Below are 17,066 nucleotides of genomic sequence, written 5' to 3'. Positions count from 1 at the left end.
AATACAAACATATTATAGATTAGCTAATATGCTTATTTTTGATGAAAGGTATAGGGTAGTATGAAGAATATAAATATAAAAAGGCTTTTTAAAGCTGAAAGTATAGGAAACACTATGATTTTAATATCTTCAATTATACTTATATATTTACTTGTTTCAATATATTTTACTAGACATTACTTTTTTAATACTATGGTTAATGGTGTCAATGTTTCATTAAAAGCACATAATGATATAGAGGATAAAATTAAAAATCATGTTAAGGATTATAAATTACAGTTAATAGAAAGAGATGGGGAAGTAGAAGAAATAATAGGACAAGATATTCAGATAAGATTTAATGAAAAAAATAGCATTTCTAAAATCTATGAAACTCAAAATTCATTTAAATGGATAACTTCCTTATTTAAGAAACAAGAATATTATATAGATGACTTATTTGATTATAATAAGGAGAATCTAGAAAAGAAAATTAAGGAACTAAATTGCTTAAATAAAGAGATTATAGAACCAAGGAATGTAAGGTTTAAGTATTCAAATGGTTCATATGAAATGATTAAAGAAGTATATGGAAATAAGGTGAAGAAAAATAAATTAAAACTTTCTATAGAGGAAAATATCTTAAGAGGGGAAAGAGAGCTAGACTTAAATGAAAATCTTTGTTATGAAAATCCGCAATATGCCTTAGAATCTCATAAGGCTCTTGAAACTAAAAATTTATTAAACAAATATATAAAAACAAAAATAATCTATATATTTGGAGATGAAAATGAAGTGCTAGATGAAAGTACCATAAATAAGTGGCTTAGTGTAGATGAAGATTTAGAGGTAGTAATCAATGAAAAGGCAGTTTTAAAATATGTAGAAGAACTAAGTAAAAAATATAACACAGCTGGTGTAGTAAGAGAATTTAAAACCTCTTTAGGAAAGGTATTAGAAGTTGAAGGTGGATTTTATGGTTGGAAAATTAATATTAAGGATGAAAAAGAATTATTGTTAAAAAATATAAAAAAGGGAGAGTCACTTGAAAGAGAGCCTATATATTCTCAAAAAGCTGTAAGGCGAGGAAGTGATGATATAGGAGATACCTATGTAGAAATTAATATAACAAGGCAACATTTATGGTTCTATAAAAACGGGAAAATTATAGCTCAAGGAGCTGTGGTAACAGGTAATCCCAATAGGGGGAATTCTACAAATCTTGGAGTTTATATGCTTAATTATAAACAAAAAGGTGCAACTTTAAGGGGAGCAAATTATGAATCTGAAGTAACTTATTGGATGCCTTTTAATGGAAATATAGGTATACATGATGCAAGTTGGAGATACTCTTTCGGAGGGGAAATATATAAGAGTAATGGAACTCATGGTTGCGTAAATGTTCCTTTATATTTAGCTAAAACAATTTTTGAAAACATAGAAGAGGGAACCCCTGTTATTTGTTATGAGGAAGAGGTTATGGTGAAAGAATATTTTTATTAATAATAATTAAAGGATATAAAAGTGGATATAATATTACCAGGTTGATAAAAGTGTAGGAAAGATGTAAAATTATATTATAAAAAATGTAGTGAGGTAACATTAAATGAAACGAAAAATTATTAAATGGTTAATAGATTGGAAAAATAGTTCTAGCAGAAAGCCATTAATTTTACAAGGTGCTAGACAAGTTGGTAAGACATATTCTGCTTTATCCTTTGGAAAAGAATATTATGATTCAGTAGTATATTTTAATTTTGAGAATAATGGCGAACTTATGAAAATATTCGAAAGAGATTTAGAACCAGAGAGAATAATAAGAGAACTTTCTATAAACAGTGGGAAAAGTATATTTAAAGAGAAAACATTAATTTTATTTGATGAGATACAGGCCTGTGAAAGAGCCTTAACATCATTAAAGTATTTTAATGAAAATGCAAATGAGTACCACATAATTGCAGCAGGGAGTCTTCTTGGAGTGCCTGTAAATAGGGAGCAATACTCATTTCCAGTTGGAAAAGTTGATTTAAAGACTTTGTATCCACTTGATTTTGAAGAATTTTTAATGGCTGTTAATGAAGAGAAGTTAATAGGACTTATAAAAGAATCCTTTGAGAAGGATATAGAGTTATCAATGCATAATAAAGCTATGGATTTATATAAGACTTACTTAGTAGTTGGCGGAATGCCAGCTGTAGTTAAAGAGTATATAGATAAAAAAGACTTCGATTTTGTTCTTGCAACACAAAAAAGTATAAATGATTCTTATGTTGCAGATATGGCAAAGTATGCAACACCTCATGAAACTACTAGAATAATGGCCACATTTAATAGTATTCCTGCCCAATTAGCTAAAGAAAATAAAAAGTTTCAATATAAAGTAATAAAATCAGGGGCTAGAGCTCATGAATATGAAACACCTGTAGAATGGTTAAGATCCTCAGGAGTTATTTTAAAATGTACAAAGTGTAATGAAGGGAAATTACCTTTAGTAGCATATAGCGATTTTAATTCCTTTAAGGTATATATGACTGATACAGGTCTTTTATGCTCTAAATTTGGAATTCCAGCTAATACAGTTTTATCGGATAGCATAGTATTTAATGATTTTAAAGGGGCATTAACAGAGAATTATGTTTGCTTTTCTTTAAATGCTAATGGATATACACCATATTATTGGGAGTCAAAAGGAAGTGCAGAAGTTGAATTTTTAATTCAAGATAAGGATGGATATATAATACCAATAGAAGTAAAAGCAGCAGAACATGTTAGAGCTAAGAGTTTACAGCAATATATAAAAAAATATGAACCTAAATATGCTATAAGAGTATCAGGGAAAAACTTTGGTTTTGAAAATGGAATTAAATCAATTCCATTTTATGCAACATTTTTAATTTAGAATAACTAATAGAGAAGCGTATCTATGGAGAACCAAAATTATTAGATCTTAGGTTTATTATTTTAATTCTTTGGTATATAATTAATTTATAAATTAAGTTCTAAAGGAGGATTATATGGATAATAAGTGTATCAATTTATATGATATTTTTTTAAAGCATTCCTATACTGATATTATGGAATTGCTTTTAAACTCAAAAACAAAAGAAGAACAAGATTTTTATGCAAATTTATCTAATATCCTATTACAAAGAGAGCAAATGAAAGTTATAGGTAATTAATATGAAAAATTACACTATATTTGCAGGAGTTAATGGTGCAGGAAAAACTTCTATATATAAATCTATTTATTATAATGAAAATATAGATGAAAAGAGAATAAATACTGATGAAATGGTTTCAAGGATAGGACATTGGCAAGATAATAATCTTCAAATTAAATGTGCTAGAGAAGCTATAAAACTAATAAAAAAATATATAGTTGAAGGAATATCATTTAATCAAGAAACTACTTTATCAGGAAAAAGTATTATTAGTAATATAAAATTGGCAAAAGAAAAAGGATTTTATGTTACTATGAATTATATAGGGGTAAAAAGTGTTGATATTGCGAAAGAAAGAGTTGCAATACGAGTAAGAAAAGGTGGTCATGGAATACCAGATGAGGCTATAGAAAGAAGATACTTCGATTCTTTAGCAAATTTGAGTAAAGTCATTAATATATGTGACAAAATTAATATATACGATAATTCAGAAATGTTTAAATTAGTTATGGTTATTAAAGATGGTGAAATTGTTTGGAAAGATAAGAAAACACCAAATTGGTTAAATATTAATTTGAAATAAGTAGTAGAATCTAGGTGGTTTTGCTACTTATTTTTTTATAAAAATATAGTTAAAACTTGAATTTGAAATTATATTAATTATATTGTATATGGGGAAGTCTAAACTTTTTTACTTACGGTGCGGTGAACCGTACCATAAGTGATGCTCCAAATCTTAGATTTGGTTAGCAGAACTTACTCATTCGAACGAATGTGAGAAGGAGTTTCCTTAAAAGATGCTCCAAATTTTTGATTTGGCTAGCGGAATTTATTTATTCCTATTACAATAAATGTAAGAAATGTGTTCCTAAAATTTTAGGTTATAAAATAGTAGATTCCAATTGCGAGTTGGGGCTACTATTTTTTTAGGTTTTTTTTTATAAGTAACATTAAAAGTAACAGTGAAAATCTTTGATTTTGCCACTGGAACTTTCACAGAGTGCAAATGTTAGTAGTGCTATTAAGAATATAAAAATACAGCATATAAACATTTGACGTATATATCATTTATTGATATATTATATTTAATGATATATCAATAAATGATATATTGTTAAATAGAAAGGAGAATTATATGGCAAGGAAAGATTCGATTGATATTGGAGAACTAACAGATTCTGCTTTTTATATTTTATCTAGTGTTATTCAGGAGAAACATGGCTATCTAATTATGAAAACTGTTGAAAAATTTACCCAAAATGAAGTTGTTATTGGACCTGCATCACTTTATACAACGTTGAAAAAACTTCTAGCAGCAGATTTAGTGGAGTTAAATTCTGAAGCAGATGAAAATAAAAAAGTATATAAAATAACTAACAAAGGGAGAGAGATGCTCATGAAAGAAATTGAGCGCAAGAAACAGATGATTAAATTTGCTGAAAACTTTTTGAATTTAGAAAAGGGGGATATCTATGAAAAGTAAATCAGCATTTTTTATGATTTTTGGTGCTTCTAATGTTTTTTAGGTTTATCTTATTATAAAAAGCATAGAAAGTCATTATGATATTAGTGTAAAATATAAATGTTAAATACAAGTAAAATAAAAATAAGGTAGGGGGAAATAGTATGCAATCAAACTGGTTAGAAGAACAAGAGCGCGTAATTGATCAATTTCGCGAGAAAAAAAGAAAACAATTTCCTATGATAGTAGGAATGATTTGTTTTATGCTTATTTTATTTGGTGGGATGGCTTTTATAAATGGAGGAACACTATCAGAAGAAAATAAGTCTGCTATGATTACAACAATGGGTATTATTATAGCTGTAGTTGGACTAGCACTCTTCATAGGGAAACGTAAAAATAACAAAGAAGGGTGCCCAGAGCTTCGTAAAAGTTTAGAAGAAATACTTATTACACAGGATGAAGTTAACCAATTCGATAGTGAGATGATGTCAGAGCCTTTACATAAAGTTCAATTAAAAGATGGGCATGGAGAATATTATTTTACAGAACATTATTTAGTATACAAATTCGGCAGAGCTCCATTAACATCTTATAAGATTTTTAAACTTTCAGATGTGTATTCCACTAAAACCATATCTCTAAAAGATCATTCAAGTGTTACTGGATTAGGAAGGGAATATTATACTAATCTTTGTGATAAAGACTGCAATATATTAGGTGGATTTACAATTAAAAAGAAAAAACAATATGAGGACTTTATTGAAGCTTTACAACGTTTTGTGCCAGATGTAAGATTGGGAGAGGGAAGATAACATAGAAGTCTTATTAAAGTATTTATAGTGATTGAACCATAAGTAAAGGCAATTTTTATAAAGACTTAAACAAATACTTAAAAAGGTTGTAGCTCAAAAAATCAGGTTTTAATGTTGAATAATAAGAATGGAGTGATTATATGTCTAGAGCAAATGATAGGGATATAGTTAGATTTCAGTACAATTCAGATAAGAATTTAAATGCTAGACAGGCCCTGCATTATGGTTTTAGCACAAATAATTATGGTTGGTATAAGTGGATATTTGATCAATATATGTTTAAGCCTAATGATAAAGTTATTGAATTTGGTTGTGGAAACGGAAATCTGTGGTCAGATAACAAGTATAGGATACCAAAAGACATTAAAATAACTCTCACAGATTTATCTGAAGGGATGTTAAAAGCAACAAGGGATAATCTTTCAGGCATTGAACAAGTAGTTGATTATTCTGTTAGGGATATACAAAATACTGAATATGAGGATAGTTCATTTGATTGTGTTATTGCAAACCATATGCTTTACCATGTGCAAAATAGAGATTTAGCAATAAGGGAGATTGCTCGCATACTTAAGTCAGATGGAGTTTTTTATGCCACTACTAATAGCATTAATAGTATGAAGGGCTTTAAAGATTTAGTTATGAGTTTTGATTCTAGACTTGATTATACATCCTTTTCTACTGCAAAGGAATTTGGATTAGAAAATGGAATTGAGCAGTTATCTAAGCATTTTGATTCTGTTGAAAAATTAGTATATGAAGATTCTTTTCATATAACAGAAGCAAAGCCTTTAGTAGATTATGTTCTATCTTTGGAAGGGCACGTAAATATACAGGATATAATGACTGAAAGTAGAATAAAAGACTTTTACAGATATTTAGAAGATATAATTTTAAGAGATGGAAGTATTGATATACCTAAAACTAGCGGAATGCTTATAGCAAGGAAACCTAAGAAATTATTATAAGAGGGAAAATTAAATAATGATTAGGAGCATAATAATATGAAAGGTGAGATAATCTATAAGATTCAAGAGCAAGTAAGTAAAAGAACTGAAGCAAAAGTACTTCACATCTTAAAGGAGCTATGGCAATAAAGATTAAAATTGAGACTTTAAAAAATTTAAAATGTAAAAATTCAATTGTAACTGGTATGGAGAAATATATTACAAAGCTAAATACTAATGGAGGTAATTTTTATGGAATGTGTTGAAATTACTCAGGAGAAAAAAGAAAAATATCTTGAAATGATAAAAGAATGTAGAGAAATGATAAAAACAGAGAAAAATAGACATTGTACATGCCCTAAAATAAAGTGTGAGTGGCATGGAAAATGTTTTGAATGCGTACTGTTACATAGAGTTAATCAAGACCATGTTCCTTGTTGCTTACAACCGATGCTTCACAACAAAATCAAAGAACTTGCAAAAGTAGCAGAAATGCTTACTGAACCAAAACCATTAACCCCAGGAGAATATTGGGATTATGTAAATGAGGTATGCCCTAATAAGGATGATAAATAATTAGGAAAGATGAAATAGACATTTTAAATATATGTATTTACAATGTTCTTAAAAGACTAATTAAGGGAAGTCAAAATGGCTTCCCTTCAAAATTTATATATTTTCAACACTATTCTAAAACATAAAATTATTTTTAAATTACCCATGAAAATCTACTATATTCTAACAAGAATGATTATGGCAGTTAAGGTCTTCTTCCTCCCACCATCCAAAAGCAAATCTTACATTATCAAAGGCAACAGGTAAAAAACCACCAATATAAACAATAATAGATTCTTCAGGTCCAAGGATAATTTGACCACCATCAACTACTAATGTTGAGTTTGAAGAAACTATTCTACTAAATATAGAAACACCATCATTTGGAGGTTCAGTAGCCTTAGTTAAATATTTAATTTTGCCTTTATGAACTGGTTCAGGAGAAATAGTTGTATTAGTACAGCTAACTAATTTGCTAGTAACTCCATTACTAAAGTTTGATCGTAGATAAAATTCAGCAAATAAATTAATAGCTGAAATGTTTGTTATAGTTATAGCATTTAGATATATATTTCTATTTGATTTACTTGGATTTATTAATGCAGCTAAAGCATGTTTAGTTTCCCCAGTTAAAATTGGTGTTTGACCAATGAAGTAATTACCTTTTTTAGATTGATATAAAGGATAATCAATAGATACTTCTGTTGTAATTTTTTTATTACAATATGACATTACAATCACCTACATATAAAAAATTTAAGGAAATATTATTTCTTACAATTCATTATATTCAGTATACATACAGTTTGATTATTTATATTGTATATTGAGACAAATATGTTTAAATGGTATAATTAGAAAAAAATATTCGTATGGGGTGATAAAATTTTATTCCAATAATACCATATGCAAAAGAGTATTGTATTTCTTGTCCAAAGTGTAACAGTTACATAAGACTTACAAATGAGGAATTTGAGGAAATAAAACTTTCTATAACTTCCCAATCAAATGATATTAAACAAGATTCTGTTAATGATAGTCTCAGATATAATGGGAAGACAGAAACTCAAATTAATTTTTTAAAACAGATGGATGAGTATAAAAATGAAGAGAACTAGAAAATCATAGAAATAGTTTTCTAGTTCTCATAATTTTAGTGGATAGCTATGTTAACATGGTTTATTCTACTTTAATAATTTTGGGTGTTTCTCCAAAATATCTTCTAACAGGTGAACTTTAATGGTATCCTGGATGTTCACTTGCATCAATTCTTAAATTCACAGTAAATTATTCACCCTATACTGATTTAATTTGTTGACTAGATATAATATAATCTATCTCAGGTAAGTTACATAGATGTATTTTTGGATATTATTTGATATAATATATGCATAATTATAACTGTTATTTGTAAGAAGACCAATAAAATTTAAAAGAGGATAGATATGGGGAAAAGAATTTTACTTATAGAGGATGATATTAATTTAATAAAATATATAGAAGAATACTTAAATGCTTATGACTATGTAGTTGAAACAATTAATGATTTCAATGATATTGAGAAGAAAATATTTAATGGAGAAAGCGATTTAATACTTTTGGATATAAATCTTCCAAAGTTTGATGGATTTTATTTTTTGAAGCTAATTAGAAAAAAGTTAAATACACCTGTTATTATAGTTTCTTCGAGAGGTGAAGAAGGAGAACAAATTAGAGGTATAGATTTAGGTGCAGATGATTATATAACAAAGCCTTTCAGTATTGGAATACTTTTAGCAAAAATAAATGCAGTATTAAGAAGAACAAATAGCACCAATGGAAATATTATTGAGGTTAATAAAATAAAGCTTTGCTGTGATAGCATGGAGATAAGAACTGGTAATGGAAGTATGTCATTATCGAAGAATGAGTACAAGCTTCTTAAAATATTCTTTATTAACTATAAAAAGGTGGTTACTAGGGAAGAATTGTTGGAAGAGTTATGGGATGAAGATGAGTTTGTAGATGATAATACTCTAACAGTTAATATTACTAGGTTAAAGAAAAGGCTCAAAGAAAAAAATATACAATTGAATATAGAAACTAAAAGAGGTGTTGGTTATGTCCTTAAGTAAGTTAGCTGGATATGTTTTAAAAAAAGAAAAGGTTTCAATTTTTATGTATTTATTTAATTGCTTTTTTATAATTTTATTTTATTACTTATTATATAATGAAAACCACTAGTGTTTAATTTTTAGAAAATATTTTCATTGACATTTGTATTATAATCATTCTTTATAGTAAAATTCTTAAATTAAGCTAATATAGAATAATATTCCTATAACAAAGGGCAGACTTGCCCGCATAGTGATAGCTTGTATGGAAGTATATGGTTTTATAGTTGCAGTTAGCCACCTAACCACTTCTCCCAAGAAAACAAGATATTATCTATTAATTTTGTAATTGAATGTTTTATTAATCTCTTTATTTTTAATAAGCCGTAGGCTGTTTTGGCTACGTCTTGTATTAGTTTTATTATAATGAATGTTATTATTGCCGAAACAATTTGCATCATAACTGCATTAAGGCTATGTCCTATGAATCTTTTAATTTTTAAATTTTGCTTAATCCATTTGAAGAATAGCTCGATATCCCAACGTTTTTTATATAACCATGCTATATCTTCACTAGTATATTGTAATATGTTAGTTACAAAGGTTAGTATTTGACCTTCAGAATCAACTACAGTGATAACCCTATACTGATTTTTTGTCATATTAATATCTTCTGTACCAAGATAGCAAATAATATCTTCAATGATATTTATAGAATCATCTAGTAGAGTAACGTCAGAGTAAGTTATTTCAAGCTTACTTACTTCAGTTATAGCAGCATTATCTTTTAATCGGGTAATAAAGCGTATTCCTTTATTGCTAAACTCATCAAACTTTTTATAGTCAACATAGCCTTTGTCAAAGACATATATACAGTTGTTTTCTGTAATAAGTTCTTTCATCTTAGTTCTATCATGTGGTTTAGCATTAGACACAATTATAAGCTCAGGAACTCCTTTGCTTAAGTTGAATTTTGTATGAAGCTTTATTCCTGCTTTTGTAGAGCGAAATTCTGCCCACTGAAAATAAGTCTTGGCCATACTTATAGTTGAAGAATCTATTAGTTTTATGGTTCCAAACTTTTTAAGTTTCTCATTTACAGGTAATTGTTTTAAAGCAGTATCAATTAGTTCGTTTAATATTGGAATGTAAACATTATAATCCATATAGTTATTATAATTAGACAACGTTCCCAAGCTAACGCTTTTTATTGACTCCTTTAGCTTAGAATCAGATTGCATAAAATCATCAACATCCCTTAAGCTATCTAGCTTCGCTAAATGAAAGTAAAGGTGAGTTTTCAAATGATTTGATGCTATATTATAGTCAACATCTAACTTATACGTAGATTTTTTCAAAGTGTTCCAGTTAACAATATCTAATAATTTTTCAAAAATAGTGATATAATTATTCATAGATAGTCAGCAACTCCTTTGCGATATGATTGTGGTAATTATATTAAAGCAAAGGTGCTGACTATTTTCATTTATATATTGCTGGTACACATAGAAATTTATTACAAGTTATTATTGTCAATAGGATTTTCAATCCATTAATTAAACACTAGTGAATGAAAACTTTATGCTATACCCTATTTTTTTATGCTTATTTTGCTTAATTATATATTTAATTTACAAATTTTGTAAGCGTCAAAGTTTTAGCACCTTTAATAATTCCAAGAATAGTATTAAAATATCCTAGTAAGGCATATTAGCGTTACTAGGATTAATTTTATTTCTTTTCTTTAATTTTCATATTTTCAGGGATCTTATGAGACCAAGGCATGAGATTCTCTATACTTTCGTTATCTTTTATATCTATTTTTGATAGATTATCAAATAGATAAACCAAGTATCTTTCTACAACTAAATTATTAGCCTTGGCAGTTTCAACAATACTATAAATATTGCTACTTGCAGTTGCACCCTTAGCAGTATTTGCAAAAAGGAAGTTTTTTCTACCTATTACAAAAGGTTTGATAGCTCTTTCAGCAGCATTATTATCAACTTCTAAAGAACCATCTAATAATACATTTTTTAATCCCGGTAAATGCTTTTTAGCATACTCAAGTGCCTTACCTAACGGACTTCTTGGAAGAGCATCTTTTATTTCTCTTTCAACATAATCAATAAAGTTATCTATAATTGGGGCTAGTTTCTCAGCTCTTATTTTAAATCTAATATCACAATAATTTTCATCACTTGAATAAGATTCTCTAAGTTCTTTTTCAAGCTTATAAATTTGCTCACAATAATTAAACCCTATTACTCCTCTAGAATTTTTTAGGGCTTCTTTATCTAAATCTACTATTATATTATGAAAGTATCTTCTTATGTGAGCCAAGCAGTATACTCTTGTAGCTTCGCTAACGGAATTGTATCCATTATATCCATCCGTTTGAAGAAAACCTTTAAAATCTCCTAAGAAATTCTTAGGGCAAGAGCTTGATCTAGTGCTCTGATAATCATATAAGATCACAGGCTTAGAGTTGGTATTACTCATATATAACCACATGTACTTTTTAGCTTTAGAAGCCTTGCCATTATCATTAATTACCTTTAAGGTTGTTTCATCAGCATTAATATAATTACGGCTAAGCAATTCTTTTTTCATATGGTTATATATTGGCTCCAAAGCATCTGCTGCAGACATAGTCCAATTGCATAGAGTCTGCCTTGAAAGAGTAGCACCCATCATATTAAAGTAAGTTTCTTGCCTATATAGTGGCATTGCATGTTGATATTTAAGTATTAGGGTATGTGCAATTAACTCATTTGAGGCCATGCTATTATAAAAAATAGTTTTAGGTGTTTCTGGTGAAACTATTTTACTTTCACCAGTGGCTCTTTCGCATGTTTTACAAGCATAGCTATAAACAACATGCTCCTCAATTATTAATTTAGCAGGAATGTATTTAACAACTTCTTTTCTAGATTTAACTCCGATAGGAGTAAGTTCTTCACCACATTCCTTGCAGTTAAGATCCTCACCTTCTAATTTATGTTCAACAACAACTCTTTCTAAATTAGCTAAATTGTCTTTCTTTCCAGTATAATTGCTTTTCTTGGCTCTTTTATATGTAATTTCCTCTAAAGTAGGTTCTTCTACCTTTGAATCACTATGTTTTTCAGCTTCGTTAAAAAAAGATAATTGGTTAGCATCTACTTGTTCACTGGATGCTCCGAATATCTTTCTATTTCTATTAGATATAACACCCTTTAAAAATGCTATCTCATTTTTAAGTTGTTGGATTTCTTTATCCTTTTCACTTAATTCTTCTTTGTTATTATTAATCTCTTCTTCCATTGATTCAACTTTGCTAATTAATAATTTAGTAGCTTCATCAAGTTCATTGTTTAAAATTTTGTGACTCATAGTTACCCCTTTAGCTTTATTTGATATTTCTATTATACCATAAAACCCTTGAAATTACTAGGTTTCAAGGGTTAAAAGTTGATATTTTTTTAATAATAGTTACTTGCTTTTACAGGTTTAAATTTAGATTTTGTTCTTACTTCATAGCCTTTTAAAAGCCAACGTAATTCATCAACATTAATCTTTAATGCATCATCAGCTGTCGCTGGCCATTTGAAGCGATTAGCTTCTAAACGATGATAATATAGCCAAAAGCCTTCATCAAAGTGAAGAATTTTTAATTTATCCATTTGCTTGTTACAAAAAACAAATAATGCTTTATCAAAAGGATCTAACTTAAATTGATTTTGCACTATCATAACTAATCCATCAATACTTTTTCTTAAATCTGTGTAGCCGCAGGCAAGATAGACTTTTTCTACCTTATCTATATTTAACATCTTAGAATTAACTCCTTAATTATTGCTGTTATTAAAGTAGCTTCGCTAACAGGAATAAGTATATTAGCATTGCCTACATTAATTTTCACTTCTTTTAATGTGGATTTATCTTCTTTAATATTATCAATTTTACTATTCAAAGAAATAGCCTGAAAAATAGTTTCTTTACTTTCATTACTTTCATTTACTTTTTCTACCCTTTTTTTATGGTAATAAAATTGACTCTTATTAAGGTTATTTTCAGCACAGAAATCTTTCACTGTTATTGTATCTTTAACAGAGTTAAATTTATTTAAATATTCCTCCCAGGTATCATTATCTAATTTTCTATACATAAGTAAACCTCCCATTGATAATCTTTTACTTAAGTTTATCAATGAGAGGATATGTTTTCTAGATACTTAATTTTTTACGCTTACCAAATTTTATGTATACAATTCATTTTATAAATCTCTTAAAGAAATAAAAACAAGTCCTTCTTATAACTTGGATAAGTATAGTGATTTTGAAGAAGTGTTTGATGAGATTAGAGAGATACATAACGATTATATCTCAAAGATATATTCTTTAGAGAATAACTATGAAGAAAAGGAAAGATTACTTATACAATGGATTCATAACATGAAAACCTCTGTGGCAGTAATTAATTTGGCTGTGGATAAGCTACCAAATGAAGATGCAGCTAAGGATATAAGGAATGAAAATAGTTTGTTGCAAAAGAATTTAGAAGGGGTATTAAATATATTTAGGTTAGGAGAGTTTTCTAAAGATTACGTTCCAGAAGTACTAAATTTAAAAGAGCTGGTGAAGGAAAGCATAAATTCACAAAAAAGAAATTTTATATATTCTAATATATTTCCTGAGGCAAATATACCTGAGGACTATTTTATTTTGTCAGATAAAAAATGGAGTAAATATGTTATTGGACAGGTTATAAGTAACGCAATAAAGTATTCATTTTCAGGAGGAAAGGTATGCTTTTATGCAGAAGAGGATGATTATGAGATTAATCTTTATATACAGGACTTTGGTGTAGGGATAAAGAAAGAAGAGCTTTCCAGAGTTTTTGAAGCCTTTTTTACAGGAAGAAATGGAAGAAAAGAAGAAAAATCCACAGGTATAGGCCTTTATATGAGCAAAAACATTTGTGATAATTTAAATAATAAAATAGAAATAAATTCAGAGATTTCAAAAGGCACAAGGGTAAGCATTACATATTTAAAGCAAGAGAAACCTTTCATGGATGTAAGGTTAGGTAAGTAAAATAGATTTGAGAATATAAGAACAGGTAATATACTTTAGATAAAGTTTAAAAAGAAATGAGGTATATTTACATGAAAGTTTTAGAATGTAAAAAGGTAGTAAAGGTTTATGACGCTTTTAAAGGTGTACAGGCGGTAAAAGCACTTAATGACATATCCTTTAAGGTAGAGCATGGAGAGTTTTTGGGAGTAATGGGGCCCAGTGGCAGCGGCAAAACAACCTTATTAAATATTTTAGCTGGAATTGATAAGGCCACTGCAGGCGAAGTTTTTATTGACGGAAAAAATATTCTAACCATGAAAAAAGATGATATGGCTATTTTCAGAAGAAACAATATTGGCTTTATATTTCAGGAGTTTAATCTTTTGGATAGTCTAACTGTAAAAGAAAATATAGGATTTCCCTTAACCTTAGACAAGATAAAGCCAAAGGTTATTGAAGACAAGGTTAATGAATTAATGGAATGTTTTGAATTAAAAGATGTTGAAAATAGTTATCCCTATAATATTTCAGGAGGTCAGAAGCAAAGAACAGCAGAAGCTAGAGCATTAATAAAGGAACCAAAAATAATATTAGGAGATGAACCTACAGGAAATTTAGATTCGAAATCATCCATGAATATAATGGAAAACTTTAAAAAGATAAACGAAGAAAAAAAGGCTACTATTGTCATGGTAACGCATGATCCCTTTGCAGCATCCTTTTGCAGGAGAATTATATTTATAAAGGATGGATCTATCAAGCTTGAGATAAACTCTAATGGAAACAGAAAAGAGTTTTTTGATAAGGTAATAGAAGCACAATTGGTTATAGGGGGGGAGGAATAGTGGATTTTTCTTCAATGATTATAAAAAATATCAAGCATAATATTAAGAATTATATGGCATATCTTCTTGGTAATAGTATAATTCAGTGTATATTGTTTATGTTTTTTACTTTAGTTTTTAGTCCTAAGTTTATGGAAAACAAAGAATTCCTGGCCTTAAAGGGAGATTTAAATACTATAGTGATTCTTATGATAGCTTTTTCAGCAGCATTTATAATCTTTACCACAGTTTCATTTACAAAATACAGAGGGAGAGAATTTGGAGTATATTTTACAATGGGATTAACTTCAAAGGAAATAATAAAAATACTTTGCTATGAAAATATTATAATTTCTTTAGCATCATTTCTATTTTCCTCTCTCTCAGGAAGCATATTTTCAAAACTTTTTCATATGGCTATAGGAAAAATACTGAAGATTGACAATATAAGCATTTCTTTAAGCCTTAAGGCTTATGGAGCAGTATTATTAATCTCATTTATAATATTTTTATTTACTACAATGTATCAGATGATATTTTTAAACAGATATTCAGTTATAAATATACTAAAGTCAAAGTCAAAGAAAGATATAGGAAGTACAAACACTATTTTAGGCGTAATAGGAATAATAATATTTATAGGCTCTTTTGTAATTGTTAAGATGATAGCTGACAGGAAAATAAATAGCAGAGGGAGTACATTCTCTTTAGCTCCTGTAGTGGGCACAATAGTGTCGGTTTACTTATTGATAGGATTTTCAATGACAGTAGTAGTAAAGGTTATGAAAAAATTTAAGAAAGCCTACAATAATAATATTTTATTTATTAATTCTCTTTCACACAGGTTTATATCTTATAGAATAGTTTTATATGTGGTTACCTTAATGGTTTCTGGAGGAATAATATTTATTTCTTTTGCTTACAGCATGTATAAATCAACCGAGAAGCAAGTAGATGCACTGTTTCCGTATAATATGAGTTTTATAGTTGATAAAAGTGCCATTAAAGATAGGAATATTAAAGATTTTGTCACTAAGAATTTAGTAGAGGTAAAAAGGTACAGTGAAGTAGAAGGACTAAATATTCCTAATATTAGAGTAAATGATGGCGCTTGCTTATGGCGTAGACCTAATATGCTAGTTATAAGTGAAGATAGCTATAAAGATTTAGGAAATAATGAGTTAAATTTAAAAAAAGGAGAAATCTTTTATTGCCATGCTGAAAAGACAGGCAGCTTTTATGATGGAGGCTTTATGCTGGATTTATCTAAAAAAGTAATGAATAATAATGCAATTTCTCTAGGTGAATATAAAGCTCAACGCAATACTGATGAGTACATATATGTACCTAAAGAGAAAAAAGAGGAGAAAGTAGCTGCTATAGTAAATTCATCTTACAATAAGGATTATTTTAGAGGCGATGTTGTGGTTGTTAATAATGAGGATTACAAAGCCATGAAGCAAAAGCTAGGGGATGAAGCCATTACTTATGATGTGCTTATTGATTTAAAAGAAGAGGGCAAATATGACAGGCTAAGTAATGAATTAGAAGCCAATTTTGGGAAAAAGGTTAGTGATACCTTAATTACTAGGACAAAAATATTTGATGAAGCTATAAAAGAAAATAGTTTTATGCTATTTATAAGCAGTTTTATGGGAATGATGTTTTTAGTAGGAAGTGCAGCAGTTATATATTTTAAAACAATAACTTCTATTGAAGAGGATAGAGAAAGAAGTAAGCAATTAGTGAAAATAGGTTTAAGCAGAAAGGAAATTAAGGCTTTGATTATGAAAGAATTAGGTGCAGTGTTCCTTGTACCACCAATCATATCTTTAGTATGTATAGGGTTCTATTTATCTGCAGTCTTTAATAAGATTAATGATGGTGAATACATGTTGAAAAATAGCTTGTTTGTTTTTGGAGTATACTTTGTTATTCAAATTATATTCTATTTTCTAACCTCAAATAGATATAAAAAACAAGTTGTATTATAAGATGTATTATGGTTTACACTCAATGAATGTAGGACTATATTTATTTCTTATGTTTTATGAAAAAAAATTTTTAAAAGTAGATGAAGAGTATAAAAACACATTTTATTGTTGGAGAAACACTAGGCTATTAAAATGATAAATTTTAAAATAGCACAAACTTTGTATAAGATTCTTAC

At 28.3% G+C, this 17,066-nt stretch carries 18 protein-coding genes; 13 read left to right on the top strand and 5 right to left on the bottom strand.

The genetic code is table 11. From position 1 onward, the window contains the following. Positions 1 to 60 precede the first annotated feature (60 nt). The 9 genes from FNZ64_RS04300 (at position 61) to FNZ64_RS04265 (ending at position 6,940) form a co-directional block, all read left to right on the top strand. Complete coding sequence (locus tag FNZ64_RS04300) at positions 61 to 1,482, top strand: L,D-transpeptidase family protein (RefSeq protein ID WP_142413614.1); 1,422 nt, start codon at positions 61 to 63, stop codon at positions 1,480 to 1,482. Positions 1,483 to 1,585: 103 nt separating this feature from the next. Beyond that, positions 1,586 to 2,878: an ATP-binding protein gene (locus FNZ64_RS04295; RefSeq protein WP_142413613.1), complete on the top strand. Its 1,293-nt coding sequence runs from the start codon at positions 1,586 to 1,588 to the stop codon at positions 2,876 to 2,878. A 115-nt stretch (positions 2,879 to 2,993) separates the two neighbouring features. Continuing rightward, entirely contained in the window at positions 2,994 to 3,158 is a 165-nt protein-coding gene (locus tag FNZ64_RS04290; protein WP_142413612.1) for a hypothetical protein, read from the top strand. A gap of 1 nt (position 3,159) precedes the next feature. Continuing rightward, positions 3,160 to 3,723, top strand: coding sequence for an ATPase (locus tag FNZ64_RS04285; RefSeq protein ID WP_142413611.1), 564 nt, complete (start codon positions 3,160 to 3,162; stop codon positions 3,721 to 3,723). A gap of 552 nt (positions 3,724 to 4,275) precedes the next feature. Continuing rightward, positions 4,276 to 4,623, top strand: coding sequence for a PadR family transcriptional regulator (locus tag FNZ64_RS04280; protein WP_142413610.1), 348 nt, complete (start codon positions 4,276 to 4,278; stop codon positions 4,621 to 4,623). A gap of 143 nt (positions 4,624 to 4,766) precedes the next feature. Then, entirely contained in the window at positions 4,767 to 5,417 is a 651-nt protein-coding gene (locus tag FNZ64_RS04275; RefSeq protein WP_142413609.1) for a hypothetical protein, read from the top strand. 140 nt (positions 5,418 to 5,557) lie between these two features. Beyond that, the gene (locus FNZ64_RS04270; RefSeq protein WP_142413608.1) at positions 5,558 to 6,385 is read left to right on the top strand and encodes a class I SAM-dependent methyltransferase; all 828 of its coding nucleotides are present in this window, start codon (positions 5,558 to 5,560) and stop codon (positions 6,383 to 6,385) included. Between the two features lie 119 nt (positions 6,386 to 6,504). After that, on the top strand, positions 6,505 to 6,630 hold the full coding sequence (locus FNZ64_RS15000) for a hypothetical protein (protein WP_279233256.1): 126 nt from the start codon (positions 6,505 to 6,507) through the stop codon (positions 6,628 to 6,630). Then, a complete protein-coding gene (locus FNZ64_RS04265) occupies positions 6,617 to 6,940 on the top strand; it encodes a hypothetical protein (RefSeq protein WP_142413607.1) in 324 nt (107 codons plus the stop codon). The genes FNZ64_RS15000 and FNZ64_RS04265 overlap by 14 nt, the downstream gene beginning before the upstream one ends. A 162-nt stretch (positions 6,941 to 7,102) precedes the next feature. Here FNZ64_RS04265 and FNZ64_RS04260 read toward each other — a convergent pair whose 3' ends face one another. After that, positions 7,103 to 7,651 carry a DUF6143 family protein gene (locus FNZ64_RS04260; RefSeq protein ID WP_142413606.1) on the bottom strand — a complete coding sequence of 183 codons (549 nt, stop codon included), beginning with the start codon at positions 7,649 to 7,651 and terminating at the stop codon, positions 7,103 to 7,105. A gap of 713 nt (positions 7,652 to 8,364) precedes the next feature. Here FNZ64_RS04260 and FNZ64_RS04255 point away from each other — a divergent pair. Next, positions 8,365 to 9,033: a response regulator transcription factor gene (locus tag FNZ64_RS04255; protein WP_142413605.1), complete on the top strand. Its 669-nt coding sequence runs from the start codon at positions 8,365 to 8,367 to the stop codon at positions 9,031 to 9,033. 272 nt (positions 9,034 to 9,305) lie between these two features. Here the strand turns inward: FNZ64_RS04255 and FNZ64_RS04250 are convergent, their stop codons facing one another. The 4 genes from FNZ64_RS04250 to tnpA all read right to left on the bottom strand — a co-directional run bounded on the left by FNZ64_RS04250 (position 9,306) and on the right by tnpA (position 13,162). Further along, a complete protein-coding gene (locus tag FNZ64_RS04250) occupies positions 9,306 to 10,427 on the bottom strand; it encodes an IS4 family transposase (protein WP_142412845.1) in 1,122 nt (373 codons plus the stop codon). A gap of 316 nt (positions 10,428 to 10,743) precedes the next feature. Then, positions 10,744 to 12,387 carry an IS66 family transposase gene (gene tnpC / locus FNZ64_RS04245; protein WP_138205554.1) on the bottom strand — a complete coding sequence of 548 codons (1,644 nt, stop codon included), beginning with the start codon at positions 12,385 to 12,387 and terminating at the stop codon, positions 10,744 to 10,746. Positions 12,388 to 12,476: 89 nt separating this feature from the next. After that, positions 12,477 to 12,827, bottom strand: coding sequence for an IS66 family insertion sequence element accessory protein TnpB (tnpB, locus tag FNZ64_RS04240; RefSeq protein WP_138205552.1), 351 nt, complete (start codon positions 12,825 to 12,827; stop codon positions 12,477 to 12,479). Further along, complete coding sequence (gene tnpA, locus FNZ64_RS04235) at positions 12,821 to 13,162, bottom strand: IS66 family insertion sequence element accessory protein TnpA (RefSeq protein ID WP_142413604.1); 342 nt, start codon at positions 13,160 to 13,162, stop codon at positions 12,821 to 12,823. Before tnpA ends, tnpB begins: the two co-directional genes overlap by 7 nt. Before the next feature lie 151 nt (positions 13,163 to 13,313). Between tnpA and FNZ64_RS04230 the strand changes: the two genes are divergently transcribed. The 3 genes from FNZ64_RS04230 (at position 13,314) to FNZ64_RS04220 (ending at position 16,890) form a co-directional block, all read left to right on the top strand. Next, a complete protein-coding gene (locus FNZ64_RS04230; protein ID WP_243129185.1) occupies positions 13,314 to 14,090 on the top strand; it encodes a sensor histidine kinase in 777 nt (258 codons plus the stop codon). Positions 14,091 to 14,161: 71 nt separating this feature from the next. Next, entirely contained in the window at positions 14,162 to 14,917 is a 756-nt protein-coding gene (locus FNZ64_RS04225) for an ABC transporter ATP-binding protein (RefSeq protein ID WP_142413602.1), read from the top strand. Beyond that, on the top strand, positions 14,917 to 16,890 hold the full coding sequence (locus FNZ64_RS04220; protein WP_142413601.1) for an FtsX-like permease family protein: 1,974 nt from the start codon (positions 14,917 to 14,919) through the stop codon (positions 16,888 to 16,890). Before FNZ64_RS04225 ends, FNZ64_RS04220 begins: the two co-directional genes overlap by 1 nt. The last annotated feature ends 176 nt before the right edge of the window (positions 16,891 to 17,066 follow it).

The organism is Hathewaya massiliensis, from assembly GCF_902143515.1.
Lineage (GTDB): Bacteria > Bacillota > Clostridia > Clostridiales > Clostridiaceae > Hathewaya > Hathewaya massiliensis.
This window is presented reverse-complemented; position numbering and strand designations above follow the sequence as displayed.

Excerpts from the sequence above, each read along its gene's own strand:
- FNZ64_RS04275 (WP_142413609.1), top strand. The coding sequence starts at position 4,767 with ATGCAATCAAACTGGTTAGAAGAACAAGAGCGCGTAATTGATCAATTT.
- FNZ64_RS04280 (WP_142413610.1), top strand. The coding sequence starts at position 4,276 with ATGGCAAGGAAAGATTCGATTGATATTGGAGAACTAACAGATTCTGCT.
- tnpB (WP_138205552.1), bottom strand. The coding sequence starts at position 12,827 with ATGTTAAATATAGATAAGGTAGAAAAAGTCTATCTTGCCTGCGGCTAC.
- FNZ64_RS04225 (WP_142413602.1), top strand. The coding sequence starts at position 14,162 with ATGAAAGTTTTAGAATGTAAAAAGGTAGTAAAGGTTTATGACGCTTTT.
- tnpC (WP_138205554.1), bottom strand. The coding sequence starts at position 12,387 with ATGAGTCACAAAATTTTAAACAATGAACTTGATGAAGCTACTAAATTA.
- FNZ64_RS04260 (WP_142413606.1), bottom strand. The coding sequence starts at position 7,651 with ATGTCATATTGTAATAAAAAAATTACAACAGAAGTATCTATTGATTAT.
- FNZ64_RS04265 (WP_142413607.1), top strand. The coding sequence starts at position 6,617 with ATGGAATGTGTTGAAATTACTCAGGAGAAAAAAGAAAAATATCTTGAA.
- FNZ64_RS04270 (WP_142413608.1), top strand. The coding sequence starts at position 5,558 with ATGTCTAGAGCAAATGATAGGGATATAGTTAGATTTCAGTACAATTCA.
- FNZ64_RS15000 (WP_279233256.1), top strand. The coding sequence starts at position 6,505 with ATGGCAATAAAGATTAAAATTGAGACTTTAAAAAATTTAAAATGTAAA.
- tnpA (WP_142413604.1), bottom strand. The coding sequence starts at position 13,162 with ATGTATAGAAAATTAGATAATGATACCTGGGAGGAATATTTAAATAAA.
- FNZ64_RS04290 (WP_142413612.1), top strand. The coding sequence starts at position 2,994 with ATGGATAATAAGTGTATCAATTTATATGATATTTTTTTAAAGCATTCC.
- FNZ64_RS04295 (WP_142413613.1), top strand. The coding sequence starts at position 1,586 with ATGAAACGAAAAATTATTAAATGGTTAATAGATTGGAAAAATAGTTCT.
- FNZ64_RS04285 (WP_142413611.1), top strand. The coding sequence starts at position 3,160 with ATGAAAAATTACACTATATTTGCAGGAGTTAATGGTGCAGGAAAAACT.
- FNZ64_RS04255 (WP_142413605.1), top strand. The coding sequence starts at position 8,365 with ATGGGGAAAAGAATTTTACTTATAGAGGATGATATTAATTTAATAAAA.
- FNZ64_RS04300 (WP_142413614.1), top strand. The coding sequence starts at position 61 with ATGAAGAATATAAATATAAAAAGGCTTTTTAAAGCTGAAAGTATAGGA.
- FNZ64_RS04250 (WP_142412845.1), bottom strand. The coding sequence starts at position 10,427 with ATGAATAATTATATCACTATTTTTGAAAAATTATTAGATATTGTTAAC.